The organism is Thermodesulfovibrio sp. Kuro-1 (assembly GCF_006538445.1).
Lineage (GTDB): Bacteria > Nitrospirota > Thermodesulfovibrionia > Thermodesulfovibrionales > Thermodesulfovibrionaceae > Thermodesulfovibrio > Thermodesulfovibrio yellowstonii.
Map to the genome: position 1 here is coordinate 184494 of NZ_BJKS01000004.1, position 25027 is coordinate 209520.

A 25027-nucleotide genomic window follows, 5' to 3' on the forward strand; every position below is an offset into this window, starting at 1 on the left:
TTAAATAATGGAGGTTAAAGATCGTGGTGATGGTTTACAATTATAGAGGAGGAGTAAAAGTGAAGGAGAGGAAGAGCGAGTTGTCATTGGTCATGCAAGACCGTTCGGAATGTTGCTCCCTCTCCTTGCGCTTCCTGAACCTGAACGGGAACATCAGGTCTGGAACCTGTATTACTTACCACGATGATAGGTTAAAGGAAGTCCTCCGAAAAAATCAATATACTAATAAGGAGGGGTTTATAATGAGCACTTACAAAGTTTTCATAGGTATTGATGTATCAAAGAAGTATCTTAATGCAGCGATACTCAATGGAGACACTACAGTAACGTTTAAGAGCTTATATTGTCCAGAGGAATTTGAGAAGGAATTGAATAGGCATTTGAAAGAGATAGAAAAATCGGAGTTACTAATTGTTATGGAGCATACAGGGGTCTATCATCTAAGATTGGCTCATTATCTGTATGAGAGTGGATATAATGTAGGAGTGATTAATCCTTATTTAATGAGGAAATTTTTTGAGGCAAAGGGCAAGAGAGCAAAGACAGACAAAGTAGACTCCATAGTGATAGCTGAGTATGGGAGGCAATTTTTTGATGGGAAGCTATATAGACCTAAGACAGAGGCTCAGAAGCAAATAGAAACCCGGTTGAGGTTACTTGATGATTTTCAGAGGCAGATAAACATGGTTAAGAACCAGAGGGAAGCATTGAGCCATGTTCCTATGGAAGGCATCAAGAAAGTGCTAAGGTATTATGATGGGATAATAAAGGCACTGAGCAGTAGCATGAAAAAGGTAGAGAAAGAAATACAGAAGCTTTGCAGGGAAAAATTTAAGAAGCAGAGGGAATTACTTGAGAGCATACCTGGGATAAGTGACAGAGCGATAAGTGTAGTAGTATCAATGCTTAGGGGATTTGAGGGTTTTAGCAGAGCGAAGGAAGTAGGGAGTTTTGTAGGGATATGTCCCTCGCCGTATGAGAGTGGAGATACAGTGAGGGGGAGGGGAAGCATAATGAAGAGGGGCAACAGTTATGTGAGGAAGGTTTTTTATATGTGTACACTGTCAGCGATAAGGGTGAATGTATATTGCAAGGGATTATATGAGAGATTATTGAAAAAAGGGAAGTCAAAGAAGTTGGCATTGGTGGCAGTGGGGCATAAGTTGCTCAGGCAGTGTTTTGGAGTATTGAGAAGTGGGAAAGAATTCAATCCCAGTTTGGTAAAAAGCACTTGACAAAAGAACACGGAACATTCCGAGCCGAGCGAAGCGAGTCTTGAGCCGTAGGCGAAGGGTCTGCGATGAATCTCCTTATCTCCGATTTAAGGAGGCGACCCTTCGGCTTTGCCTCAGGGTGGACCTACGACTCAGATTCCTCGCACCCATTGAGGGTGCTCGGAATGACCTTTAATAATTGAACAGCCTCTTACTGAATAACTTTGATTTTTCATATTGTCACAAAATATTTTTATACTTGTTTATTATTCTGCTTTGCATAGGGGAATTTAATTGTAAAAGTTGTTCCTTCTCCAACTTTGCTCTGGATATCATATTCTGCGTTGTATTTCTTCAAAAGTTCTTGTACCATGTACAAACCAAGTCCTGTGCCTGCAGGTCTGCTTTCCTGCCCTTCTTCTATATAACGTTTAGTTGTAAAATATGGTTCAAATATATATTTTATATTTTTTTCAGGAATTCCTTCCCCAGTATCACTAATTTGTACATGTATATAATTGTCTGCAAAGTATGTTTTTACAGTTAATTTCTTTTTATCTGTATTTCGCATTGCATCAAGAGCATTCTTAATTATATTACTGAAACTCTGGCTGAAATCGCTGTAAACTCCTTTTATTAAAGGTAAAGACTTATCCAATTCAATAAATTTTTCAACCTCATGTTTAAAAAACATGTCTGCCTGAAGAAAATCAAGTTCAACAGATAATACTTTATTTAAATCTACTGGAATTTCCTGTGTTGATTGTTCTAAGCGAGTTTTGCTTAAAACATTTTTTATAATATTTTTCATATTTTCAGTAGCAGAAAGAATCATATCACACATTTCAGCATTATCAGAATTTTTCATCTTTAGCAACTGAGCAAAACCATGAATTCCATTCAATGGATTATTGAGATTGTGAACCAATCCTGCTACAAGCTGTCCCACTTCAGCAAGTTTATGCTCATTTAAGAGTTGAAATTGAAGATTTTTCTCAGCTTCTTGCCTTCTCTGTATCTCCTCTATAGCTTTTTTAAGAGCTTTTGCGAGAACACCGATTTCATCTTTTCTATGTACTGGAAGTGAGAGATTGTAATCACCTCTTTCAAGTTTAGATGCCTCTTTAATAAGCCCTTCTATAGGCTTTGTAATTCCTTGAGCTAAAAGTTTTGCCAGAACTACTGCAAAAAACATGTTAAATAAAATAATACCTATTAGATATTTTTTAAATTTCTCCAATGTTTCTATACCCTGGATGTTATTGAAAACTAAAATCATGCTCCAGGCAGGATTTTCCATATGTTTATATACTATAAGATTTGTTTTCCCCTGCCACTCATAAGAAATCGCCCCTTCTTTCCTTTGAAGTAGAGATTCATGTAGCTTATCTATGTTTACATGAAAATAATTTTGAACTTCCTGAAGTCTTTTACCAATTAATGTCTTATCTCTTCCCCAGATGATATTTCCCCTCTCTGAAATAATCCATTCTGAGCCTTCGGGATTTGAATTAGAAAAGTCCTTAAACTCTCTAAACAGATAGTCCTTTTTTATAGCCCCCGCTATAACTACATTTTTCCTATTTTCGTCATCTCCTATCTTTATGAAGGGTGTAAAAACAAATACATAATCCCTTAATGCCGAATTAGAAGGTGCAAATATAAAAGATTTTTTTAAATTAAGAAACTCCGGATATCCATCTTTTAAAGATTTATAAACCATTGAAGGATTGAAATCAATCTTACTATGGTCAGACCTAAAAACAATTCCGCCGTTAGAATCAAATGCGAAAAATGCATAAAACCTGCTGCATTTCTTTTTAATTATCTCAACTTGTTCCTCTAAATTTTTATCCTTGTCAATTTCAATAGCAATTAAGTCCATTATTTTTTCAGTGTAAGTTATCTCATTATTGATGTTTAAAATCCAGTTACTAAGAAGTTGCAGATTATCCTCCTTTGCCTGCTTAACAATTGCCTGTTCACTCCTGTAAAAAGTGATATAAAAAGTGTCTATGAATACTACAAGAACTACAATTATAATCGACAGGAATATCTTAGTTCTTATGCTAAGATGAGAGAATTTCATGGCTTACTCCATTCTGAACTGACTGACAATATTTTTTAAATCCATAGATAACTTTGCAAGGTCTTGAGATGCTTGGGCAATCTGTTCAGAAGCCAATGCTGTTTCCTTTGAAACATCTGCCACAACAGCGATGTCACCGCTTATCTGTTCGGAGACCATAGACATCTCCTCTGTTGCTGAGGCTATCTGTTGAACCATAGACTGAAGGCTATTAACACTGTTGACTATCTTGAGCAATGCATTTTCAGCCTCTTTTGAAAGGCTAACTCCTGTTTCCACCTTTTGAAGACTTTCCTGCATTGCGGATACAGCAACAACCGTCTCATTCTGTATAGTTTTTATAGTCTCACTTATCTATTCTGTTGCTTTTGTTGTCCTTTCAGCAAGCTTTCTGACCTCATCAGCAACTACTGCAAAACCTTTTCCCTGCTCCCCTGCCCTTGCAGCTTCAATTGCTGCATTGAGAGCAAGAAGATTTGTCTGGTCAGCGATTTCCTTTATCATATTAACAACCTCTCCTATCTGCTTTGATTGTTCTCCAAGAGACTGAATAACATAGGAGGTTTCTGAAACCTTATTTGCTATTTCCTTGACCTCAGTAACAGTCCTATTTACCACATCTTTGCCTTCCTCTGCAACATTCAATGCATCTGTAGCTGCAGAGGCAATATTTGATGCATTTTTTGCAATATCCAGAACAGTCTGAGACATTTCTGTGCTTGCTGTTGCCACCTGATTTGTCTTTGTTGCCTGCTCATCTACCCTTTTTGCCATTTGAAGAACCGTAGCAGATAGCTCCTCAGAAGCAGAAGAGAGTTGATTGGAGGCGTCAAGAATTCTGAGCATATTTTCCTTGAGCTTTAACCTCATTGAATCTACTGAATTGAGAAGTTCTCCGATTTCATCTTTTCTGTCAGATTTTATATCTACAATGAAATCCCCCTCGGCAATTCTTGAAAGTTTTTCTTTCAATTCTGAAACAGGACTGGTAATTCCTTTGATGGTATAAAATGCAAATGCTATACCGAAAATTACAGCCACTCCGCTGAGAGCAAACTCTATGTTTCGCTCCTTGCGAAATACTTTATCCTCCTCCTGTATATCTTTATTTTCCTTATCATCTATATAAGTAAGAAGACCATTTATATCGTCTCTGCATTTTTTACCTACATCCCTAAGCTCCTTTTCAAGGAGATTGGCCGCTTCTACTGTTTTATTATCAAGAGCAAGCTGAATGCTTTTGTTTATCAAAATTTCTCTTGTCTTGCAATCCTCTTCAATCTTTTGTAGTAATGTCTTTGCTTCGCTACTACTACACTGTTTTTTGAGTTCTGAAAGAAGTTCCCTAAATTTCTCCTTTTCTGAGTTTACTTTTTTTACATTCATTTCTTTCTCGGTTGAATTTTTAAGTAAAAGAATATTTCTTAAATCAATAGCTTCTTCTTGAATTATTTCTTTCATATTTTCAGCAAGTTCCAGCTTTTTAACATCATCATTCACAACCGTGAAAAGCAAAGCTTGTACCTTCTGGACATTAAATAAACCGATAAAGACAATAATAACAGTAATAAAAAGAATACCCCCAAAACCCAATCCCAGACGAAAACCCATTTTAATGTCCTTAACCCTCATAACAAAACCTCCTCATATATTAATGAAAATGCCCTAAATATATCTTAATAAAGGTCTGCTTTGCCTTTTTGCATTTTTTATGCCAAAAAATAAATTGATGTTCTTTTCTGAAAAATTAACTATTGAGATTAATCGAGCTTGTTTCAAAAATAAACTATTTGTTGCATTTTGCAATGCAGTTAATTTAAATTATACTATGTTTCCTAAAAGTATTGCACAGAAGATTATGCTTTTTTATATTTCAGGAATAGCTGTGACCATTGGATTGTCAATGATTCTTTTGTCTGATGTATGGATAGTTAAACAAAAGATAGAGCTTGAGGAAAATATCTCAAACTTATTTGAAACAATGCAGGAAATTAGAAGAACTGAAAAAAACTTTTTTCTCTATAAAAACGAATCAGACTACAATGAAAATCTGGAATATATAAAAAATGTCAAAGATTTCATAAAAAATAACAAATTTGAAGGGTTGAAAATAGAAAATGCAATAAAAGAATTTTCTGAAACTCTTCAAAGTTATGAAGAATTGATGTTACAGTTAAAGGGAAAAATTAACTCACCCTCTGCCTATGCGCTTGAAAAATCAATTAGAGAAAAAGGCAAACTCCTTACACATATTGCAGAAAATATTAAAACTACTGAACGCAAAATAATAAAAGACAGTCTGAACAACATTTTAAAATATAGCATTTTTGTGATAATTATATTTTTTGTTATTCCCTTTATTTTTTTTGGATTAGGTTTTACAAAACTTATTTCTGGAACATTGAAACATCTTGAAAGTCAGATAAAAGAGTTAGCAGAAGGGAAGGTATATCAAATTCAGACTAAATCTCATGACAAAGAGATTATATCTCTTGTCAATGCCTTTAATAAACTTCTCAAAGAACTTGAGTCAAAACAAAAGCAACTTATACAGGCAGAGAAACTTTCTTCTCTTGGCACTCTTTTGTCAGGAATTGCCCATGAGCTTAACAATCCCTTATCAAATATTTCAACTTCCTGTCAGATATTGATTGAAGAAATTGAAGATTCAGATATGGAATATAAAAAAGAACTTCTTCAGGCAATTGAATCACAGACAGAGAGAGCTAAAAATATCATAAGAACAGTTCTTGATTTTTCAAGAAGAAAGGAACTGACAAAAGAAAATATTCCTGCCAACAAGTTAATAGATGACACAATCCTTTTAATTAAAGGAGAAATACCTACAAAAGTAAAACTATCCGTTGATATAGAGGATAATCTTTCAATCTATGCGGACAAACAAAGAATCCAACAAGTTCTCATCAATATCATTAAGAATGCCATACAGGCATCAGGAGAAGAGGGAAAAGTAAGCATAAAAGCTTATTCTTACAGTCAGGAAGCATTTGATAGATATTTCATTTTAAAGGAAGAAGGAAAATGCATTGGTGAAATGCCATGCAATAAGGAGTTTATCTGTATTGAAATTAAAGACACTGGTCCCGGAATAGATACAGCAAATTTACTTAGAATATTTGAGCCATTTTTCACCACAAAGGAAAACAAAGGCTCGGGGTTGGGATTGTTTATAGCGCAGGAATTGATTAAAGACCACAATGGTTGCATCTGTGTTGATAGCACTTTAGGTAAAGGAACGACTTTTATAATAATGCTTCCAAGAAATGGAAATGATTAAAGTTCTTGTCATAGATGACGAAAAAATAACTTTAAAAAATCTTGAACATGTCTTAAAGAAAGAAGGATACGATGTTACAGGTACTGACAGTGGAGTAGAAGCTTTAAAACTTATTGAAAAGCAGGAGTTTGATATTGTATTAACTGACATTAAAATGGAGAAAGTTGATGGATTTGAAATATTAAGAAAGTGTAAAGCTCTTTATCCTGATACAGAGGTCATTATGATAACAGGATATGCTACTGTTGAAAATGCTGTTACTGCAATGAAACAAGGAGCTTTCTACTACATTGCAAAACCTTTTAAATTAGACATCATTCGCAAGATTATACTGGAAGCCTCTGAAAAAGTGAAGCTGAAGAAAGAGGTAAAACAGCTTCGCCAACAACTTGATTTTCACGAAAAAGTCAACATAATTACCCAGAATAGCAAAATGTTAAAACTTCTTGAAATAGCCCGTCAGATTGCACCAACCGATTGCAATGTTCTTATTACTGGAGAAAGCGGAACAGGTAAAGAACTCTTTGCAAGATATATTCATCTGAATTCCTTAAGAAAAAAAGGACCTTTTCTTGCAGTAAATTGTGGAGCCTTCTCTGAAGAACTTCTCAGCAATGAACTTTTTGGACATGAAAAGGGAGCATTTACAGGAGCTAATGCTCTAAAAAAAGGCTTAATTGAAATGGCATCCTCAGGCAGTTTATTTCTTGATGAGATAACAGAGATGTCCTTAACCATGCAGGCTAAACTTTTAAGAGTGATTCAGGAGAGAGAGTTCTTCAGACTTGGTGCAACTGAGCCAATAAAAGTTGATGTGAGATTCATAGCAGCAACAAACAGAGACATTAAAGAGGAAGTCAAAAATGGAAAATTCAGGGAGGACCTCTACTATAGATTAAATGTTGTTAATATAGAAATACCTCCCTTAAGAGAAAGAAAAGATGACATTCCTCTCTTAGTTGCCTATTTCTCAAAAAAATACTCTTTACTCATGAAAAAGGAAATAACTGGGGTTTCAGAAGAAGCAATTAATCTTCTTGTTAACTACGAATACCCGGGAAATGTGAGAGAGCTTGAAAATATCATAGAAAGGGCTGTTGTCCTATGTAATTCCTCACAAATTGACGTTGAACACCTTCCACAGGATTTAAAAGAACTAAAAATAGAGGTATTTACCAAAAAAGAAGGTAAATTTATGTCCTTAGAAGAACTGGAAAAGGAGTATATAAAATGGATTTTAAGAGAAGTGGGTAATAATAAAACAGTGGCAGCACAAATCCTTGGAATTGACAGAGTATCACTTTGGAGAAAATTAAAAAATTACGGGATTGAAAATTAATTTCCCCTTATTTCTAAAATCTGCTATAATTTAAAAAATGTTTAATCCTCTCAGACAATTTCTAACAAAACTTACCGAAGATAGATATTTTTATCTTAAATTCAGACTTATTTTGCTTAACACATTTTTTGCCATTATTCCCCTTGGTATTGTAGTAACTATTACCTATTTATGGATATATCAAATAGTTCATGACGAATTTAGAAATAATCTGAAATGGCAGATGCAGGAAACAAGACATTCCCTTGAATTTTTTATTTCTGAGAGAATTTCTGCTCTTAAATTTATTATAAGTTCCTATCCCGAAGACTATTTTACCAATGAAAAGAAATTTTATAAGATTTACTCTGACTTCAAAAGAGAGTTTGAAGGGATTGTTGATATGGGAATAGTTAATAGCAAAGGTATACAAACTTTATATGTAGGACCCTATCAACTGAAAGGCAAAGATTATTCTCAGACAGAATGGTTTAAAGATATGACATTAAGGACAGAATATGTAACAGATGTTTTTCTTGGATACAGAAAAATTCCACATTTCTCAATAATTATAAAAAAAGATTTACCTTCCAATAGCGATTTTAGACTTTTAAGGGTATCCATAAATATGGATATTTTACAGAGATTAGTAGCAAATCTTGAACTTGGTTCTCAGGATGATGTTTTTCTTATAAATAGAAACAAAATACTTCAGACCAATTCAAAGCTTTTTGGTAATGCTCTTGAATCTTTAAAACTTCCTTTTCTAAACATAGAAGCAGACAGCAAAAATATAAAGATTTATGATATAGAACTAAACAAAAAACAGGCATACATAGCATATGGAACTATTAAAGAAACTCCATGGATACTTGTAACAACAATATGTTCAAAACCCTATGAAAAAATTCCCTCCTTTTTTACAAAAGAAGTTACCTTAATAAGTATTTTCAGTATTGCACTGATTTTTTTTGTAATAACAAGTTCAATAAATAGTCTTGTTAACAGAGTGCATAAAGCTGACCACGAAAGAGAAATTGCAATAGCAAATGCTGAGCATGCTGATAAACTTGCATCCATAGGAAGGCTTGCTGCCGGAGTTGCCCATGAAATAAACAATCCTCTGGCAATTATAAATGAGAAAGCAGGGTTAATGAAAGACTTACTGGAGTATGGAGACATATCTCAAAATAAAGAAAGATTTATTCAGCTTATAAGTTCAATACAGGATAGTGTTACAAGGTGCAGGACAATTACTCACAGACTTTTAAGCTTTTCTAAAAAGATAGATAAAGCAAGAGAAGATTTTTATATAAACGAAGCAATACAGGAAGTAATTGGATTTATAGAAAAAGAAATTCAAGCTAAAGGAATTAAAATAGTTTACGATTTTGAAGAAAATTTGCCCAAGATTACAACAGATAAAGGGCAATTACAGCAGGTATTATTAAACATAATAAATAACGCTGTTGACGTGGTTGATATAGGAGGACAAATAGAGATAAAAACAAAGCTTATTGACGATAATCACATAAAAATATCAATTAAAGACAACGGTCCAGGGATTCCGAAGGATCGTCTTAAGCATATTTTTGAACCTTTTTATACTACAAAGAAAAAAGGCACTGGATTGGGTTTATATATTTCCTATGGAATAATAAAAAAACTTGGTGGTGATATTAAAGTAATGAGTGAAGTTGGTAAAGGTAGCATCTTTTCAATAGAAATGCCTGTCAATCCTGAAATGGAGGAAATTACATGAAAAAAGCCAAATTGTTAATAATTGATGATGAACAGGAATTAGTTACAACCTTAGCTGAAAGACTAAATCTTAGAGGATATGATGCAAACGGAGTAACCAGTTTTTCCGAAGCCATTACATTTATAAAGCAAATACCTGATGTTATTATCCTTGATATAGGACTACAGGATACAGATGGACTTGAAGTATTAAAAAGGATAAAAGAAATAAATCCTTCTATTCAGGTAATTATGCTTTCAGGATACGGTGATAATGAAAGAATAAACAAAAGTTTACAGAATGGTGCTTTTGACTATCTAATAAAACCTGTTGATATTGAAGAGTTAGTATCAAAAATTAACAGCGCAAAGCTAAAAAAGGAGGAAATGGAATGATTGAAAGACCCTTAGCTTTTGTAGGCAAGATTATCGCAGATTTTACCCATGAAATCAACAATCATCTTGCTTTAATAAAAGAATCTGCAGGTTTAATCAGTGATATATGTAAAGGCAAAAAATCTATTGATAAAAAAGAAATGCCCTATGTTATTGAAAGTCTTGAGGCAATTGAAAATCAAATAAACAAAAGTGTAAATTTTATCAACTATTTCAACAGATTCGCTCACAGAATGGACAATCTTAAAAGCTCCTTTAAATTAAACTCTGCTATTGAGGAATTATTTGAATTACTCAAAAGATATTCCAATAGAAAAAAAGTCTCTTTAAAATATGATTTACCCTCATCCCTACCTGATATTGAAAATTCACCATTTATACTGGAATTTGCAATATTTTATGCAGTAGATAGCTTTTTGAAGAAATCTAAACCTGATACAAATATCATTGTAACAGCTAACAAAGAAAATGGCTTCATCAGATTAACAGTAAAATATGAGGGCGAGTTTACAGAAAATATCACACAAGAAATATGGCAAATTTCAACAGTTCAAGAAATACTATTACTTACCAATATAAAAATTACATGCAACGATAAAACAGTTACTATAGAAATACCTATTTAAATTATTTTTCTTCCTTGTTTTCCATTATTTTTCTTGCTGTGTCAAATTCACCCTCTTCAGCAAAGGCAATTGCAGACATTGTAAGCTCAAGCTTTCTCTGATAAGCACCCTTGATTTTGTCCATTAAAGTTTCAATATCAACGGGTTTTCTCAAAAATTCATAAGCTCCGAGTTTTTCTGCTTCTTCCTTATCTTTTTCTGTTCCATGAGCAGTTAGAATAATAACCTGCGTTGTTGGATATGCCTGTCTGATCTGTCTTAAAACCTCAATTCCGTCCATTCCGGGCATGCGCAAGTCAAGAACAATAACATCTGGTTCCTGTTCTTCTGCATATTTTATTGCTTCCTCACCACTGTATGCTGTATCTGGTTTAAGTTCCCGCATCTCAAGTCTTTTGGCAAGAGTTTTTACAAACTCTACTTCATCATCTACAAGTAAAACTCTCATCTGCCTTCCCATTTTTACCTCCTGGATATTCTTTAGAGACTGTTCAAAAACTTGTAGTTTATTGAAAATCAATGAACCACAAGTCCTTAGATCTCTTAATTACCTCTAACTGTCATTCCTCGCCTCCAAAGGAGGAAACCCTTTGCTTACGCTCAGGGTGACAATCAAAGTGTCATTCCGAGGAGTGTTAGCGACGAGGAATCTCCTCGGTTAAAGGAAGAGATCCCTCGGGCAAAGCCCTCGGGATGACCCTTAATTATTGAACAGTCTCGTTCTTTACATAATAATAAAAAAACTGCAAAAAAATGTAAAGCAATTATAAATTATCTGGCTATAAAAAATTATAATAACCTTTTTCCCATTCATTTATGTAATAATTTTATAATCTTACATCTAAAACATTAGGAGGTTAGAATGAACATAAGGTCTCTGAGTTTGCTTATTCTTTTAGTCTTTTCTCTGCTTGCTGTTTCGCCAGTTTTTGCTGATACAATAACTCCTTCAGACAGTTCTATGCCATGGTGGGCATGGCCCCTTATTTTGTTTGTTGTTACATTTATACTCGGAGTTTTGGCTGTATTAGGTGGAGTCGGAGGCGGTGTTCTTTTTGTTCCAATAGTTGGTGGTTTCTTCCCGTTTAATATGGATTTTGTAAGAGGTGCTGGACTTTTTGTTGCCCTGGCAGGTGCCCTTGCTGCAGGACCGGGACTCTTAAAAAGAGGCTTTGCAGATTTAAGGTTAGCAATACCTCTCGCTCTTATTGCTTCAGCTTCTGCCATAGTTGGTGCTATGATAGGACTTGCTCTTCCGCCTAACATTGTCAATATTGCTTTGGGCGCAACAATTCTTATGATTGTAGCAATAATGCTTCTTGCAAAAAAATCTGAATATCCTGAAGTTAAGAAAGCAGATGCTCTTTCACAGGCACTAAAAATAAATGGTATATATCACGAAATATCAACAGGAAAAGAGATTGAGTGGAAAGTGCATAGAACTCCACAAGCTCTTGTTCTTTTCATCGCCATTGGAATAATGGCAGGTATGTTTGGACTTGGTGCTGGATGGGCAAATGTTCCAGTTTTGAATCTTTTAATGGGAGCACCATTAAAAGTCTCTGTTGCTACAAGTAAATTTCTTCTCTCAATCACAGATACATCTGCAGCATGGATTTATCTTAACAATGGTGCGGTTCTACCAATGATGGTTGCTCCGAGTATTGTGGGTATAATGCTTGGTTCAGTAGTTGGAGTGAGAATCCTTGCCGTAGCTAAACCAAAGATAGTTAGATATATTGTTATTGCAATGCTTCTTTTTGCAGGCTTAAGAGCATTGCTTAAAGGACTTGGAATTTGGAAATAATGGAGGTTAAGAAATGACAAAACATCAGATTAAAGAAGAACAGATTGCCTATGCAAAATGGCTTGACTGTGGGATGAAAATAGGACTTCTTTTGCTTATTATAACATTCATAATTTATATTACAGGAATACTTTCTCCCCAGATACCCATATCAGACCTTCCTAAATACTGGAAACTAAAGGCTCATGAATATTTGTCCTCTGCAGGAATTCAGGCTGGCTGGGCATGGTTAAGTATGGTTACAAAAGGAGACTTTTTAAACTTTGTTCCTGTAGCATTTCTCGGAGCTGTAACCATACTTTGTTATATTAGAATACTACCGATTTTTTTGAGAAAGAAAGATATAGCCTATTTCATATTTGCTTTGGCGGAATGCTTGATTTTAATACTTGCTGCATCAGGACTTTTACATGTAGGCGGACATTGATATCATTTCAAAAACCATAACTAATTTAACAGAAAAGGAGACCCTTCGGCTTTGCGTCAGGGTGACAGAAATTAGTGTATTCAATGGAGTATCATTTAGCAAATTCATTAAATCTTTAACAACACAATGTAGGTGACTTCTAAAAAACAAAAATGAAGTTTCCTTTATGGTGACAAAACTTCTCGTCATTCCGAGGCTGCGGAAGTAGCCGAGGAATCTCCTCCCTTGTTTAAAGTCAAAATTCTTTATCTGATTTTAGAAGTAGAATAAGTGTTTTCCCCAGATTTTTTCTTTTGAAAAGAATTCAGGGAAAATTAGTTGTTCAGCAACTTTTTTAAATCTTGAATGAAGTTAGAAAAATTTTTTACTTTATCTGATTCTTCAATCTTGACATCACTCATTACATAACAACCATCAGTATCAACCTCTACTATGGCTCTTCCTTTTTTGGCAGGTATTTTCTTGGTAAGTGTTCCATCTTCATCAGGTGTTATAAAGAAAACTTTTATATTTTTTGTAACGCAATCAGTGGATAGCTTTAATTTCCAATACCCTGTTTGAGCAATTCTTTCACGCAAAGTTACTTTACTTGATATTACTGCAATAACCTCGCAATTTTTTGGATTATAGATTATCAAATCAACATCTGGAAGATGAGAACCAAATTCTCCGTAGTGAATGAGTAAATTCCTCTTAACCCTGTTTAATTCTTCAGTTAAATTTTCACTACTTTTTCTCTCAAGCGTATTTCCTTCTACAATTTTCAGACCAAGCCTTTCAACTTGGTCTTTTATTATGTAAAGTATTAATTTTTCTAAATTCTTACCTTTAAAAGCCCTCCATGACTGTTCATGATCTCTGTTTGGAGTGGGAGATTTTTCCCAGTCTTCCTTGTGAATGTTTTTAGCTTCTTTTAGCAAATCTGAGATATAGTTGTAAACCTTATCTCCATACTTTTCTTTGTAATCTTCATAAAGCTTCAAAAGCTTATTTATCTTCATTTTTTCTTTCGTATTGAGTCCAATTTATTTTTCTCTTTGTTTTACTCTCTTTAGTTTTTATATCGGGTTTCCGCATGATATGAAGATATTTAAACCCTCTCAAATAAAAGTTAAATCTTATCGCGCGGTTATACCAAACACCAGTATTTGACGTTTGCCCCCTTCTCACTACACAGATTATATCAACGGGTTCAAAGTATTTACATAGCCTTTCAAATATTCTAAAGCCAACCGGAGTAAATTTTTTCTTTACCCATTGGTCACCAATAAGCCATGCCAGAATCTTTCCAGGTTTTAAAACTCTATGGCATTCTTTCATAACCTTCTCAAGTTCATTATAGAAATCCTCTGTTTCAGCAGAGATTTTACCTATACAATTTGGATTTTCATTGTATCTGATGTTATCTCCATATGGCGAATCAATGAAAATCATATCAACAGACTCATTATCAAGAGGAATACTACGTGCGTCATTTTGAATAATCTCTGAACGTGTAGGTGAGATATCAAAGGCTATGCATCTTCTTCCTTCTTCTCTACATACATCAAAAGTTGTTCCGCTACCTGCCATAGGGTCTAAAACAAGGTCTCCCGGTTCTGTGTATCTTTTTAGAAGATTGTATATAATAAAGGCAGGTGTGACACCTGGATATTTATTATTTCCCTTAGGGGTTTTGCCATAACTCTGTTTGGGGTAATCCCACAAGGTAGTCGCTTCTAATCTGGGTTTTTCGTGTTGCTCAGATTTCGGAAGCTTAATCATACTTAGGTCTAAATTAGGATTGTCTAATAAATTGAGCAAAATTTGAGTTTTTTTACGGTCAACTATATGAGTCTGCCATTCAATATTTAATTTTGAGAGAATTTGCTTTGCATTTTTTAATGATTTTATCTCTCCGTTTGTGACAACTTTCACCTGATAGGGATATCTTCCCTGCCAAGCCTCAGGCACAATATTTTTTCCTCCCTTAGAGTCAGCTATAAAAGGACCAAAAATAGTGTCAGTATCTATGTTGAGGAGAAAAAGAATGTCGCCCTTTTCAATTGACAATACTTTATCACTATAGATTTTGTTTGTGCCAAAAAGTTTTCTGACAAAACATTCTTCTTGACTTTTATTTGTACATGCAAAAATTACACTTTTAAAATTTTGCATCCTTTCTATTCCTCTTGATTAAAACAATCATAAGATTTTACGAATGAAACTATTAAAAATTATATCATATATCTGGCAAAGGAACTCAAAAAGCATTAATTTCCTTAATGCTAAGAACATTGCATTAGAGGAAAATCATACTTAGTTGTCTAAATGAAGTCAGCATGTTTCTCCATATGGCTGGGTCGCAGCGACCCAGCCTACCCTCTACCAAGGCTTACTCTGAAGAATTTCTTTTAGATGTTCCTCGTGTTTCTTCTCTATTATTAGAAATCTCTTGTTTTTTGCCTCCTCTATTTTCTTCATAAGCTTTTCAAAATCAACTGGCTTTTGCATAAAATCAATTGCTCCTTCTTTGATTGCCTCAACTCCTGCTTCAACTGTCCCGTGTCCTGTAAGAATAATTATCTGTAAATCAGGATGTTTAGCTTTTATCTCTTTTAAAACTTCTATCCCACTTTTCCCAGGCATTACAAGGTCAAGAATAATTGCATCAAAGTCCCTTTGATCAGCCTTTTTAATTGCTTCTTCACCAGTTGTAGCAGCTTCTACCTTGAGTCCTCTCATACCAAGTCTCTGTGAAACCACTTTCAAAAACTGTTCTTCATCATCTACCAATAAAACATTTGCCTTAAGCTCCTCATTTGACATCTGAAATTACCCCCTTTGTTTAATTTTTTCTCTAACTCTCTCAATCTTTATTATAAGCTCTTTTATATCAATTGGTTTAATTATATATTCCAGCGCTCCCTCTTTCATAGCCTCCTCAACATATTTTACATCTCCATAAGCAGTAAGCATTATGACTTCAGTAGCTGGATTGATTTTTTTTATCAACTTCAGAAACTCTATTCCATTCATCTCAGGCATTCTTATATCAAGAATAATGAGATGTGGAGAATAACTGTAAAAAAGAGGCATTGCTTCAATAGAAGATGTAGCAAATTTTACATCATACTCCCTCATAGAAAGTCTCTCCGAGAGAGTAGTTACAAAATCAACCTCATCATCAACAAGAAGAATTTTCAGTTTTTCCAATTTGATTACCTACTGATTAATTATTGCAATGGTCTGTTCAAAACAGTTATTTAGAACTGATGAGCTTACACCCCCTAATACAATGTCTTTAATTGCAGACCTCCCTTTACGTCCCATTATGACAAGATTATAGCCAAATTCTTGCACTTCCTTGATGATTTCATCTTTTGGAAATCCTACAACACTCTTAGTTTCAATTAATCCAGTTTCAACCCCTTCATCTGTAAGAATTTTCTTTGCTTTTGAAAGAGTTTCTTCTGCTTCTGCCTCAGGGTCAATTCCTTGTCTTACTCTTTCAAGATAGAGAGATACATTAATTACTCTTAGAATTGTAATTTTTTGTATAGCCTTTACTTGTTTTGCAAGACATGCTGCATGCTGCACTGCCTTCATTGAATATTCTGAACCATCCACAGGAAGTAGAATGTGGGATAAGGGATTTTCTGTTATCTTCTGTCCTACAATGTAAATATTTTGATTGAGCAAACCATGAATTACCTTGTTTGAAACACTCCCAAGAATATATCCCTTCCACTCTGACATTCCTCTTCTTGCCATAATTACTGTTTGGAATTTTTCACGGGTCGCAACCTCAATGATTTTATTTCCTGCTTCACCTTCTTCAACTAATTTTGATAAAGTTCCTTTAAACCCTGATTTCTTAAGATTATCTTCATATTCTGTCAGAAAAGGTATTATGTTTTCCTCAATGTGTTTTTCACGAATTTTTTTGAAAGTCTGCGTTTCTTTTATCAACTCTGCCCTGAAATCAATATTTTTCATTCTTTCACTTAGATACCCTCCTGTCATTACATAAAGAAGCGTGACTTCTGAAGAATCAACTCCCGAAAGTAAAGCCCCAGCAAATTTTATTGCTCTCAAGGAGTTTTCACTTCTGTCAACAGGAAGTAAAACTTTTTCAAAGGGACAGTTTATCATTTTCCAACCTCCTTTTTAGTAGAAAAGCAATAGCCATACATTGCAGATGGCTACACTAATTATCATATATAAAAAGGCATATTTCATGAAACCAAAGAAGCTTATCTTATGCCCTGCAGACTCAGCAATTCCTATTGTAACAACATTAGCAGAAGCACCTATCAATGTTCCGTTTCCACCGAGGCATGCGCCAAGAGCCAGTGCCCACCAAAGGACATTGGTTTCTGCTCCTGGAATTACCTTGCTAAGATAGGCAACTATGGGAAGCATCGTAGCTGTAAAGGGAATGTTGTCAACAAAAGCACTCATGATGGCAGATACCCAAAGTATCAAACATATGGCAACAGTTAGATTTCCAGCGGAAAGATTATGAACCCAGTCGGCTATTACTGCGAGAAGTCCTGCTTCCTCAACAGCACCGACAATTATAAAGAGAAAGATAAAAAATAGCAGTGTTGTCCACTCAATATCCTTCTCAATAAGTTCAAGCATTTTGACTTTCTTTGTCACAACTGCATAGGTAAAAAGAAGACCTGCACCAAAAAGGGCGGGGATAGAGACTTCCATATGCCAGTAGCCATGGGTTGCAAAGAAAGATACAACAAGAGCCATTATGAAAAGTCCATATCCAAGAAGGGTTTTGTCTGTGATTTTGTATTCTTCCCTTAAGTAACTGATAAATGCGTTTATGTCCTCAACTTTGCCCTTTTTGTATTCCTTTGAGTAGAAAAACTTGTTGTAAATAACAAGAGCTATCATACTTATAATAACTACTGGCGTTAAGGCATAGACGAACTGCATAAATGTAAGCCCTGTGTATGAACCAATCATTATGTTTGGTGGGTCACCTATAAGAGTTGCAGTTCCACCTACATTGGATGCCATTATTCCGGGAATTAAGAGAGATAAAGGATTAATCTTAAGGGCTATTGCAATCTCTATTAGAACAGGAGTGTAAAGTAACATTGTAGTGACATTGTCAAGAAAAGCAGAGGTGACTGCAATGAAAAAACAAGAAATTATTGCAAGAGTCATCACGTTACCCTTTGCAATTTTATAGGACATGTAAGCACACCACTGGAAAACTCCTGTATGTTTGAGGACACCAATTATAATCATCATTCCCATGAGAAGAAATATTACATTCATATCAATTGCCTGAATGGCTCTCTCAAAGGAGATTATATGAAACTCTGGATTAAAGGTGCCAAGTGTGTAGGTAAGTATGAGCATTGTTGCTGCACCTATCATGGCAGCTACTGTTCTATGGAGAAGCTCAAAAGATATCAGTGCATAGGCAATTAAGAAAACACCGGTTGCTATCCAGAAAGCAGGTCCGAGATGGCGTTCAATCATTATGTCTTTACTAATGTAAAATTCATTTCCTTTCTGGGCAAAGTCGTCCTTTTTAAACTCCACCTTTGTTTTTTTATAAGAACTCTTTACAATCTCAATCTCTATCTTTGCGCTGTCAATCTCACCTTTGGCAAGATAAAAATTCATTTGAAAAGTTCCGTGCGAGGAAGTGAGAGTTTTATCTGTCTCTTTGTGGTCAGTGATTAATTTATGGGGCTTTCCATTTACAAGCAAACTTATCTCAGCATCTCTTACAGGCTCTTTGTGGGAATCAAGAATTGAGCCTGAAATAAAGAATATATCAACATTTTCCTTTGGTTTTTCTGCTTCTAAGGCAAAGGCTGAAACATTAAAAACAAAAAGAAGCAGAAACAATATAAGCAGCTTTTTCATGACTCCTCCTTAAATTTCTAATTTTTTCTTTTCTCCATCAACTACAACATAGGCCTCATCTGGCACTATATAGTTTTCCTCAGGACCATGTATTTGAATTCCAGAAATTACAGCATAGTCAGCTTTTTTAGAGTCCACAACCTTTTCAATGATATTTTCTAAATCCTCAACTATCACCTTGAGTGTGATTTTTGTAAGGGTAAGAAGGTCAGGAACTTCACCGTATTTAAGTTCCCTTAAAATTCTTCTTTTAAGAAGACTTTCCTCAATGTCCTCTTCATCAAGTCTTATGTTTATTTTCCCACCACTGAGTTCATTAAGAAAAAGGCATAGAGCCCCACAGGCATGAGATTTTTCAAGTCCCTTTCTTTTACATACCCCCATGTTTTCGTTTTCATCAATGGCGATATGGGAAAAGGCATAGAATACATAACGCTCCTTACCTTCAACCTTTGGGGCATGACTTATAAAGGCTTTAAGACCAGTCTTGCCGGCTGTAAAAAGACCGGCAAGACTGGAGAAATTAAAAGCTTCTCCCCACATTCTTTTGACATGACTTCTTACAGTCTGGGAAATTTCATCCCTACATATACAAACTGACGCTATTGCGTTATCATCATTGAAACCGTAGCCTTTGAGAACATCATAGGATTTTTTGAGGAATTCATACTCTTTATAGAACTTTCCAAAAATCCTTTCTAAAATTGGTTTTATAACCATCTCTTACACCCCTACTTTAAAAGTATAGGCATTCCCAAAATAGGCCATACTGTAACGAGAAATATAGCAAGAACTAAAATCAAGACAATGCTCATTGTAATACCGTGTTTGAAAAACTCTCCTGGAGTAAACTGTCCTGACTGATAGGAAATAGCATTGGGAGCTGCACCTATTAGAAGTAAAAAGGGCATTCCTGCTGTGACCAGAGATGCATAAAGTATTACATCAGGTGCTACACCGAGATACTGGGCAATTACAAGAGATACAGGAAGGGATATGGCTATTGCTGCCACATTCATTATGAAATTGGTCATTATGAGAACAAAGGTTGCTATGCCAAGAACAAATATAATCCATGGTGCCTGCTGGAACATAACAAGCCAGTTAACTGCCATCCACTGGGCTGCACCTGTTTTCCAAAGACAGAAACCAATACTCATGGCACCACTAAATAGAAGTATTATATTCCACGGAATATCCTCAAGCTCCTTTATTGTGAGAACACCTGTGAGGAAGAAAAGCAATGTGGAACAGAGCATTATAGCAGAACGGTCAAGGGGTTTAAGAGCTGGAACAAAGGACTGAAGGGACATTACTACTATTACAGCTGCAACGCAGATTATTACAAATTTTTCCTGTCCTGTCATAGGACCGAGTTCTTTCATCATGGTCTTTACTTTTTCTCTAAGGCCTGGGATGATATTTTTTTCAGGTTTGAGGAATATCATCAGATAAACCCATATAAGGAAAACCATTATCCAGCCAATGAGGAACATATATTTGGTAAGTTCAAAAAATCCAATGTCTCTTCCGGTAAACTCCTTAAACATACCTGCTGCTGCAGGACCACGGGCTGCACCAAGAAAAGTAATAATACTTCCAGCACCCGCTGCATAAGCCATCCCTATAAAGAGTGCTTTACCAAACTTTGTTGGTTTATCACCTTCACCATAGAGGGCATTTATGGCAAGAAGAATTGGAAAAACGGTAGCTGCGGCTGCAGTATGTGCCATTAAGTGAGCAAGTCCGGCGGTAACAACCAAAGCACCAAGAACAATCATGCTGGTTCTTTCACCAACTACATTAAGCATATTGTATGCTAAACGTTTCGTAAGTCCTGTTTTTGTGAAAGCGAGTCCTACAACAACTGAACCGAAGATAAACATAACAGAAGGGTCCATAAAATCACGGAAAGCATCCTTTGCTGAACGAATTGCAAATATTGCCTGAAAAACACCTATGGCTATACTTGTAACACCTATGGGAACTACTTCAAAAACCCACCATATACCTGCAAGTAAAAATAAAGCTATTGCACCTTTTGCTTCCTTTGTTAAGGGGAAGTGCTTGCCCATTGGGTCAACAGCATCGGGCCAAGCAGGCGAAAAGTAAATTCCCAGAAAAAAGGCAAGCCCTAAGAAGATAAAAAATATTCTTTTCCATGGAATTTTTCTCTTTTCCTTTGCTACATAGATTTCTGGTGGTGGTTCAGGTAAACCTTCTGGTCTTTTTTTGTCAGCCATTTCCTCCTCCTATTCCTTGATTATTTCTTCTGAGATTGTGTCAAATACTTCAACCATTCTTACTATGCCCACAAATTTCTTTTTGTCTTCAATTACTGGCAGCACAGGTAGGTCAAAATGAATCATAAGATAAGCAGCCTTTGTAACAGGGTCTGAAGGGTCAACAAAATGTTTTGCAGGAACCATGATTTCACTTACAGGTTTCTGAGCAAGTTTTTTTGATTCCTGAGTAAAAAGGCTATCCCAGACAACACTGAGCCCTGTTTTTTCTTCTTCTGGAACCTGTGCTTTTGCTGGTGGCTTAAGAAATGAAGGCTCAAGTCCTCTTAAAATATCCTTGAGAGTAATAGTTCCAAGAAGATTATACTTTTCATCAAATACAAGCACTGCGAGAGGGTCTGTGTGTTTACTTGGCTGAATAAAAGAAGCCTTTACAACTTTGATAGCCTGTTCAATGCTGAACCAGTAGGGAATATGAGGATACTCAAATATTCCCATCATAACATCCTTTACTAATTTTCCATCTGACATACCCCACCTCCTAAGGTTTATAATGCTTTTCTTTGAAAAGCAATAAATAATTTATTTCCATCACTTTTTTTATAAAATTTGCTTAAAAGAACAACCGTATCACCTGAAAAAACCTTCTGTATCATCTCTATTGCATGGGTGTTTTCAGGAACCTTTAAAGACTGGGCAGTTTCTTTATTTAAAATTGATAGATCAAAATAATTTAAAACTTTTGTTGTTTTTATGCTATATTTCTTTTCAAAGAGGTCAATTATTGACTGGTTTTCAATATCTTCTTCAAGTAAATGAGGACAAATATTAAAAGGCACAAAGGATTCCTGAAGAATTGATGGTTCATTCTCAATGAGCCATCTCACTTTTACATATATAACATGTCTGTTTTCCGGTATATGCAACTCTTTACTTAAATTTCCCACAGGCATCATAACTGTTTTTGCAAGAATTTCCTTATTAAATAAAGCATCATCTTCAACCCAGAGCTTTTTAAATACCGTTGTCATTATCAAACCTTCTGAAATATAATTGCTACTTACAAAAGTTCCTTTACCCTGTTGCCTGATGAGATATCCCTGTCTTACAAGTTCCAAAACAGCATTTCTTACAGTTGCTCTGCTTACATTAAACATTTTGCAGAGTTGATCCTCTGTTGGTATCTGCATACCCGGGGTCCACTCTTTACTTTCAATTTTCCTTCTCAGGATATCAAATAGTTGAAGATATAGCTTTTCATGCTCGTCCCTACTAATTAACTCAACCATTTTTACTCCTTATCATATTGTTATTACATTATTATATTGTTATAATGTAACATTGTAATTTTATATATCATACTTACAATAAAAAACTTTGTCAAAAAAAAATATATTATAAAGCGATTAAAATCGTTTATAATTAGGAATGATAGATTTATTCAGGTTTTTTAAATCAAGGGCAAAAACAGAGGAGAAAGAAAAATTGAAAGAACTTTTGAAAGAAAAATACTCCTATTTCCAGAAAGTCCTAAACAGCAACAATCATGTTTTGAGTCTTATGGCAGACCTTGAAGAAAAGCTCTCTGGTGAGTATCTTTTTGATATGCATTACATAAAAACAAGTGTTCAATCAATATCAGAGGGCGTTGAAGATATAATAAAAAATCTTAATGCCCTCTCTGACGGGAAATATAAGGTATTAGAGCAAGTTCAAAGAGAAATTTATGAAAATATAGAAAAAACACTTACTTCAAAAATTGATATTCCTGTTACAGATTTTGTTATTCCTATTGAAAAACTTTCAAAGGATTCTTTAACCATTGCCGGAGGCAAAATTGCCCATCTTGCTGAATTAAAAAATAATCTTAATTTGCCAACTCCTGATGGATTTGTTATAACCTCTTACGCATTTATCAAATTTTTAGAAAATACCCAATTAAAAGGAAAAATCTCTGAGATAATAAACAGTATTGATATTAATAAAATTGAAGAAATTGAAAGAGGAAGCAGGGAAATTCAGGAACTAATTATAAATTCACAACTTCCTGAAGAAATTGAAAATTCTATACGAACAGCTTATAAAGAGTTATCAGAAAAAACAGGGAAAAAATGCATGGTCTCAGTAAGAAGTAGTGCCATTCATGAAGACTCTGATTACAGTTTCGCAGGGCAGTACTCTACCTATTTAAATGTACCAGAGAATCTTATTAGCCATTACTATAAAAAAGTAGTGGCAAGTCTTTTTAATAGAAGAGCAATTTTTTACTACAAAACAAAAGGTTTTTCAGAAAATGAGATGGTTATGGCAGTTGGCGTATTAAGAATGGTTAATGCCAGAGCTGGTGGAGTTATGTATTCTAAAAATCCTAACAATCCTGACAGCAATAACATTATAATTAATGCAGTTAAAGGACTTGGAAAATTAATAGTTGACGGTGCTGTAAATGCTGAAACCTATGTGATTTCAAGAAAACCTGAACTTAAACTTATAGAAAAAATTCCGAGTAAACAGAATATTATGCTCATATGTAAGGAAGAAGGTGATATTGAAGAAATTACATTACCCAATGGCAGTGATGAATTCTCCTTAGAAGAACAAGAGGCTCTTGCACTTTCAAAAATAGCGATTCAAATTGAAAATTACTATGAATCTCCACAGGATATTGAATGGGTAATTGATGAAGATGGAAGTATTTTTATATTACAAGCAAGACCTTTGAGAATACTTGAGAAAAAAACTGAATCAAAGGTTTATCTGCCTACAAGAATCAAAGATTATAATATTCTTCTTGATAGAGGTATCACAGCCTGTAAAGGTGTGGGCTATGGCAAGGCTTTTGTCCTCAAAACAGAAGATGATTTACAAAATTTTCCCGAAGGTGCTGTTTTAGTAGCAAAGCATACCAATCCAAGATATGTAATCATAATGAATAAAGCTTCTGCTATTGTAACTGATATAGGAAGTCCTACTGGTCATATGGCATCTTTGTCAAGAGAGTACAATATACCCACATTAATTAATACTGAAATAGCAACAAAGACTATTAAAGATGGGCAGGAAATAACAGTAGATGCTACAAATTGCATAATTTATGAAGGAAAGGTAGAAGAGTTAATAGAAGCTTATAAAAAAACCAAAGAACCTTTCAAGGAAACTTTATTATTTAAGACTCTTGAGAGAGTTCTAAAATTAATAGTTCCCTTAAACCTTGTAGACCCAACCAGCGAAGACTTTAAACCTGAAAAATGCAAAACCTATCATGACATTACAAGATTCTGTCATGAGATGGTTATGTATGAAATGTTTACCATGTGGGATAGATATGACAGCGAACATCATGCTGTACCTTTGATAGCAGGTATTCCAATTGGGATTTTAGTGCTTGATATTGAAGGTGGATTAAAAGAAGGAATCAAAAAAGCTACTCCTGAAGATGTATATTCAATTCCTCTTCAGGCTATTTTAAGAGGAATGCAGTCTATGCAATGGCCCGGACCTCCACCTGTTGATGCGAAGGGATTTTTTGAAATGGTAGCACATACAGTATCTATTCCCGAAGAACAGTTAATGGAAACTGCTAAAAAAAGCTTCTGCATTGTAACTAAAAACTATGTCAATTTTAGTATCAGGCTGGGATATCATTTTTCAATGATTGAAGCTTATACAGGAGAAAATATAAATGATAATTACATCAAATTCTTTTTTAAGGGTGGTGGTGCAGCACTTGACAGAAGATTAAGAAGAGTAAATTTAATAACAACAATCTTAAAGAAGATGGCATTCAGAGTCATGGTAAAAGAAGATGTAATTGATGCATTGCTGACCAAGTATAGCATACCAGAAATAGAAAGGCGACTTGAAGTTTTAGGAAAACTTACTGCCTATACAAAACAGCTTGACATGGTTTTATTTAACGATGCTATTGCTCAAATGTACACAGAAGACTTCATTAAAAAACATATTAAGGATATTTAGTAATTTCA

Annotated in this window: 21 protein-coding genes and 1 pseudogene; 9 read left to right on the forward strand and 13 right to left on the reverse strand. The window is 34.8% G+C overall.

Annotated elements, in window-relative coordinates; all coding sequences use genetic code 11:
- Positions 1-29 precede the first annotated feature (29 nt).
- Positions 30-1235 (forward strand): IS110 family transposase, encoded by a 1206-nt coding sequence (locus FLY87_RS06905; RefSeq protein WP_255446984.1) that lies wholly within the window; start codon positions 30-32, stop codon positions 1233-1235.
- A 232-nt stretch (positions 1236-1467) separates the two neighbouring features.
- On the opposite strand, the gene FLY87_RS06910 is transcribed toward FLY87_RS06905, so the two are convergent.
- On the reverse strand, positions 1468-3303 hold the full coding sequence (locus FLY87_RS06910) for a sensor histidine kinase (protein WP_028842581.1): 1836 nt from the start codon (positions 3301-3303) through the stop codon (positions 1468-1470).
- Between the two features lie 3 nt (positions 3304-3306).
- A pseudogene (locus tag FLY87_RS06915) lies at positions 3307-4935 on the reverse strand (methyl-accepting chemotaxis protein).
- Between the two features lie 196 nt (positions 4936-5131).
- Between FLY87_RS06915 and FLY87_RS06925 the strand changes: the two are divergent.
- The 5 genes from FLY87_RS06925 to FLY87_RS06945 are packed head-to-tail and all read left to right on the forward strand — an operon-like array spanning position 5132 to position 10681.
- On the forward strand, positions 5132-6601 hold the full coding sequence (locus tag FLY87_RS06925; protein ID WP_012546582.1) for a sensor histidine kinase: 1470 nt from the start codon (positions 5132-5134) through the stop codon (positions 6599-6601).
- Entirely contained in the window at positions 6594-7940 is a 1347-nt protein-coding gene (locus FLY87_RS06930) for a sigma-54 dependent transcriptional regulator (protein ID WP_012545725.1), read from the forward strand. Before FLY87_RS06925 ends, FLY87_RS06930 begins: the two co-directional genes overlap by 8 nt.
- Before the next feature lie 37 nt (positions 7941-7977).
- Positions 7978-9681, forward strand: a complete 1704-nt coding sequence (locus FLY87_RS06935) for a PAS domain-containing sensor histidine kinase (RefSeq protein ID WP_012545995.1) — start codon at positions 7978-7980, stop codon at positions 9679-9681.
- Positions 9678-10055, forward strand: coding sequence for a response regulator (locus tag FLY87_RS06940; RefSeq protein WP_012545156.1), 378 nt, complete (start codon positions 9678-9680; stop codon positions 10053-10055). Before FLY87_RS06935 ends, FLY87_RS06940 begins: the two co-directional genes overlap by 4 nt.
- Complete coding sequence (locus FLY87_RS06945; protein WP_012545260.1) at positions 10052-10681, forward strand: hypothetical protein; 630 nt, start codon at positions 10052-10054, stop codon at positions 10679-10681. Before FLY87_RS06940 ends, FLY87_RS06945 begins: the two co-directional genes overlap by 4 nt.
- A 1-nt stretch (position 10682) precedes the next feature.
- On the opposite strand, the gene FLY87_RS06950 is transcribed toward FLY87_RS06945, so the two are convergent.
- Positions 10683-11141 (reverse strand): response regulator, encoded by a 459-nt coding sequence (locus FLY87_RS06950; protein WP_012545664.1) that lies wholly within the window; start codon positions 11139-11141, stop codon positions 10683-10685.
- Between the two features lie 402 nt (positions 11142-11543).
- On the opposite strand from FLY87_RS06950, the gene FLY87_RS06955 reads away from it, so the two are divergent.
- Complete coding sequence (locus tag FLY87_RS06955) at positions 11544-12488, forward strand: sulfite exporter TauE/SafE family protein (protein ID WP_012546489.1); 945 nt, start codon at positions 11544-11546, stop codon at positions 12486-12488.
- A 13-nt stretch (positions 12489-12501) separates the two neighbouring features.
- Positions 12502-12915: a hypothetical protein gene (locus FLY87_RS06960; protein WP_012545633.1), complete on the forward strand. Its 414-nt coding sequence runs from the start codon at positions 12502-12504 to the stop codon at positions 12913-12915.
- Between the two features lie 314 nt (positions 12916-13229).
- Here FLY87_RS06960 and FLY87_RS06965 read toward each other — a convergent pair whose 3' ends face one another.
- From FLY87_RS06965 to FLY87_RS07010, 10 genes are all read right to left on the reverse strand, one after another.
- Positions 13230-13916, reverse strand: coding sequence for a BsaWI family type II restriction enzyme (locus tag FLY87_RS06965; RefSeq protein ID WP_012545684.1), 687 nt, complete (start codon positions 13914-13916; stop codon positions 13230-13232).
- The gene (locus FLY87_RS06970; RefSeq protein ID WP_012546859.1) at positions 13903-15072 is read right to left on the reverse strand and encodes a DNA methyltransferase; all 1170 of its coding nucleotides are present in this window, start codon (positions 15070-15072) and stop codon (positions 13903-13905) included. Before FLY87_RS06970 ends, FLY87_RS06965 begins: the two co-directional genes overlap by 14 nt.
- Before the next feature lie 207 nt (positions 15073-15279).
- Positions 15280-15723: a response regulator gene (locus FLY87_RS06975; protein ID WP_012546418.1), complete on the reverse strand. Its 444-nt coding sequence runs from the start codon at positions 15721-15723 to the stop codon at positions 15280-15282.
- A 6-nt stretch (positions 15724-15729) separates the two neighbouring features.
- A complete protein-coding gene (locus FLY87_RS06980; protein WP_012545665.1) occupies positions 15730-16110 on the reverse strand; it encodes a response regulator in 381 nt (126 codons plus the stop codon).
- 9 nt (positions 16111-16119) lie between these two features.
- Positions 16120-17049: a universal stress protein gene (locus FLY87_RS06985; RefSeq protein ID WP_012545320.1), complete on the reverse strand. Its 930-nt coding sequence runs from the start codon at positions 17047-17049 to the stop codon at positions 16120-16122.
- Between the two features lie 15 nt (positions 17050-17064).
- Positions 17065-18798 (reverse strand): SLC13 family permease, encoded by a 1734-nt coding sequence (locus tag FLY87_RS06990; RefSeq protein WP_141266678.1) that lies wholly within the window; start codon positions 18796-18798, stop codon positions 17065-17067.
- Between the two features lie 9 nt (positions 18799-18807).
- Positions 18808-19518 carry a hypothetical protein gene (locus FLY87_RS06995; protein WP_141266680.1) on the reverse strand — a complete coding sequence of 237 codons (711 nt, stop codon included), beginning with the start codon at positions 19516-19518 and terminating at the stop codon, positions 18808-18810.
- Between the two features lie 11 nt (positions 19519-19529).
- Positions 19530-21041 (reverse strand): SLC13 family permease, encoded by a 1512-nt coding sequence (locus tag FLY87_RS07000; protein WP_141266682.1) that lies wholly within the window; start codon positions 21039-21041, stop codon positions 19530-19532.
- Positions 21042-21050: 9 nt separating this feature from the next.
- Positions 21051-21572, reverse strand: coding sequence for an HPP family protein (locus FLY87_RS07005; RefSeq protein ID WP_012545603.1), 522 nt, complete (start codon positions 21570-21572; stop codon positions 21051-21053).
- Between the two features lie 17 nt (positions 21573-21589).
- Positions 21590-22330, reverse strand: coding sequence for a GntR family transcriptional regulator (locus tag FLY87_RS07010; RefSeq protein WP_141266684.1), 741 nt, complete (start codon positions 22328-22330; stop codon positions 21590-21592).
- 196 nt (positions 22331-22526) lie between these two features.
- On the opposite strand from FLY87_RS07010, the gene FLY87_RS07015 reads away from it, so the two are divergent.
- Complete coding sequence (locus FLY87_RS07015; protein WP_181406003.1) at positions 22527-25019, forward strand: PEP/pyruvate-binding domain-containing protein; 2493 nt, start codon at positions 22527-22529, stop codon at positions 25017-25019.
- The last annotated feature ends 8 nt before the right edge of the window (positions 25020-25027 follow it).

What these genes read in the sequence shown, in the direction of transcription:
- FLY87_RS07010 (WP_141266684.1), bottom strand. Translation starts at nt 22,330, where the DNA reads ATGGTTGAGTTAATTAGTAGGGACGAGCATGAAAAGCTATATCTTCAA.
- FLY87_RS06990 (WP_141266678.1), bottom strand. Translation starts at nt 18,798, where the DNA reads ATGAAAAAGCTGCTTATATTGTTTCTGCTTCTTTTTGTTTTTAATGTT.
- FLY87_RS06985 (WP_012545320.1), bottom strand. Translation starts at nt 17,049, where the DNA reads ATGATAAACTGTCCCTTTGAAAAAGTTTTACTTCCTGTTGACAGAAGT.
- FLY87_RS06975 (WP_012546418.1), bottom strand. Translation starts at nt 15,723, where the DNA reads ATGTCAAATGAGGAGCTTAAGGCAAATGTTTTATTGGTAGATGATGAA.
- FLY87_RS06925 (WP_012546582.1), top strand. Translation starts at nt 5,132, where the DNA reads ATGTTTCCTAAAAGTATTGCACAGAAGATTATGCTTTTTTATATTTCA.
- FLY87_RS06940 (WP_012545156.1), top strand. Translation starts at nt 9,678, where the DNA reads ATGAAAAAAGCCAAATTGTTAATAATTGATGATGAACAGGAATTAGTT.
- FLY87_RS06995 (WP_141266680.1), bottom strand. Translation starts at nt 19,518, where the DNA reads ATGGTTATAAAACCAATTTTAGAAAGGATTTTTGGAAAGTTCTATAAA.
- FLY87_RS06960 (WP_012545633.1), top strand. Translation starts at nt 12,502, where the DNA reads ATGACAAAACATCAGATTAAAGAAGAACAGATTGCCTATGCAAAATGG.
- FLY87_RS06945 (WP_012545260.1), top strand. Translation starts at nt 10,052, where the DNA reads ATGATTGAAAGACCCTTAGCTTTTGTAGGCAAGATTATCGCAGATTTT.
- FLY87_RS07005 (WP_012545603.1), bottom strand. Translation starts at nt 21,572, where the DNA reads ATGTCAGATGGAAAATTAGTAAAGGATGTTATGATGGGAATATTTGAG.
- FLY87_RS06950 (WP_012545664.1), bottom strand. Translation starts at nt 11,141, where the DNA reads ATGGGAAGGCAGATGAGAGTTTTACTTGTAGATGATGAAGTAGAGTTT.
- FLY87_RS06965 (WP_012545684.1), bottom strand. Translation starts at nt 13,916, where the DNA reads ATGAAGATAAATAAGCTTTTGAAGCTTTATGAAGATTACAAAGAAAAG.
- FLY87_RS06905 (WP_255446984.1), top strand. Translation starts at nt 30, where the DNA reads ATGGTTTACAATTATAGAGGAGGAGTAAAAGTGAAGGAGAGGAAGAGC.
- FLY87_RS06955 (WP_012546489.1), top strand. Translation starts at nt 11,544, where the DNA reads ATGAACATAAGGTCTCTGAGTTTGCTTATTCTTTTAGTCTTTTCTCTG.
- FLY87_RS06930 (WP_012545725.1), top strand. Translation starts at nt 6,594, where the DNA reads ATGATTAAAGTTCTTGTCATAGATGACGAAAAAATAACTTTAAAAAAT.
- FLY87_RS06910 (WP_028842581.1), bottom strand. Translation starts at nt 3,303, where the DNA reads ATGAAATTCTCTCATCTTAGCATAAGAACTAAGATATTCCTGTCGATT.
- FLY87_RS06970 (WP_012546859.1), bottom strand. Translation starts at nt 15,072, where the DNA reads ATGCAAAATTTTAAAAGTGTAATTTTTGCATGTACAAATAAAAGTCAA.
- FLY87_RS06935 (WP_012545995.1), top strand. Translation starts at nt 7,978, where the DNA reads ATGTTTAATCCTCTCAGACAATTTCTAACAAAACTTACCGAAGATAGA.
- FLY87_RS07000 (WP_141266682.1), bottom strand. Translation starts at nt 21,041, where the DNA reads ATGGCTGACAAAAAAAGACCAGAAGGTTTACCTGAACCACCACCAGAA.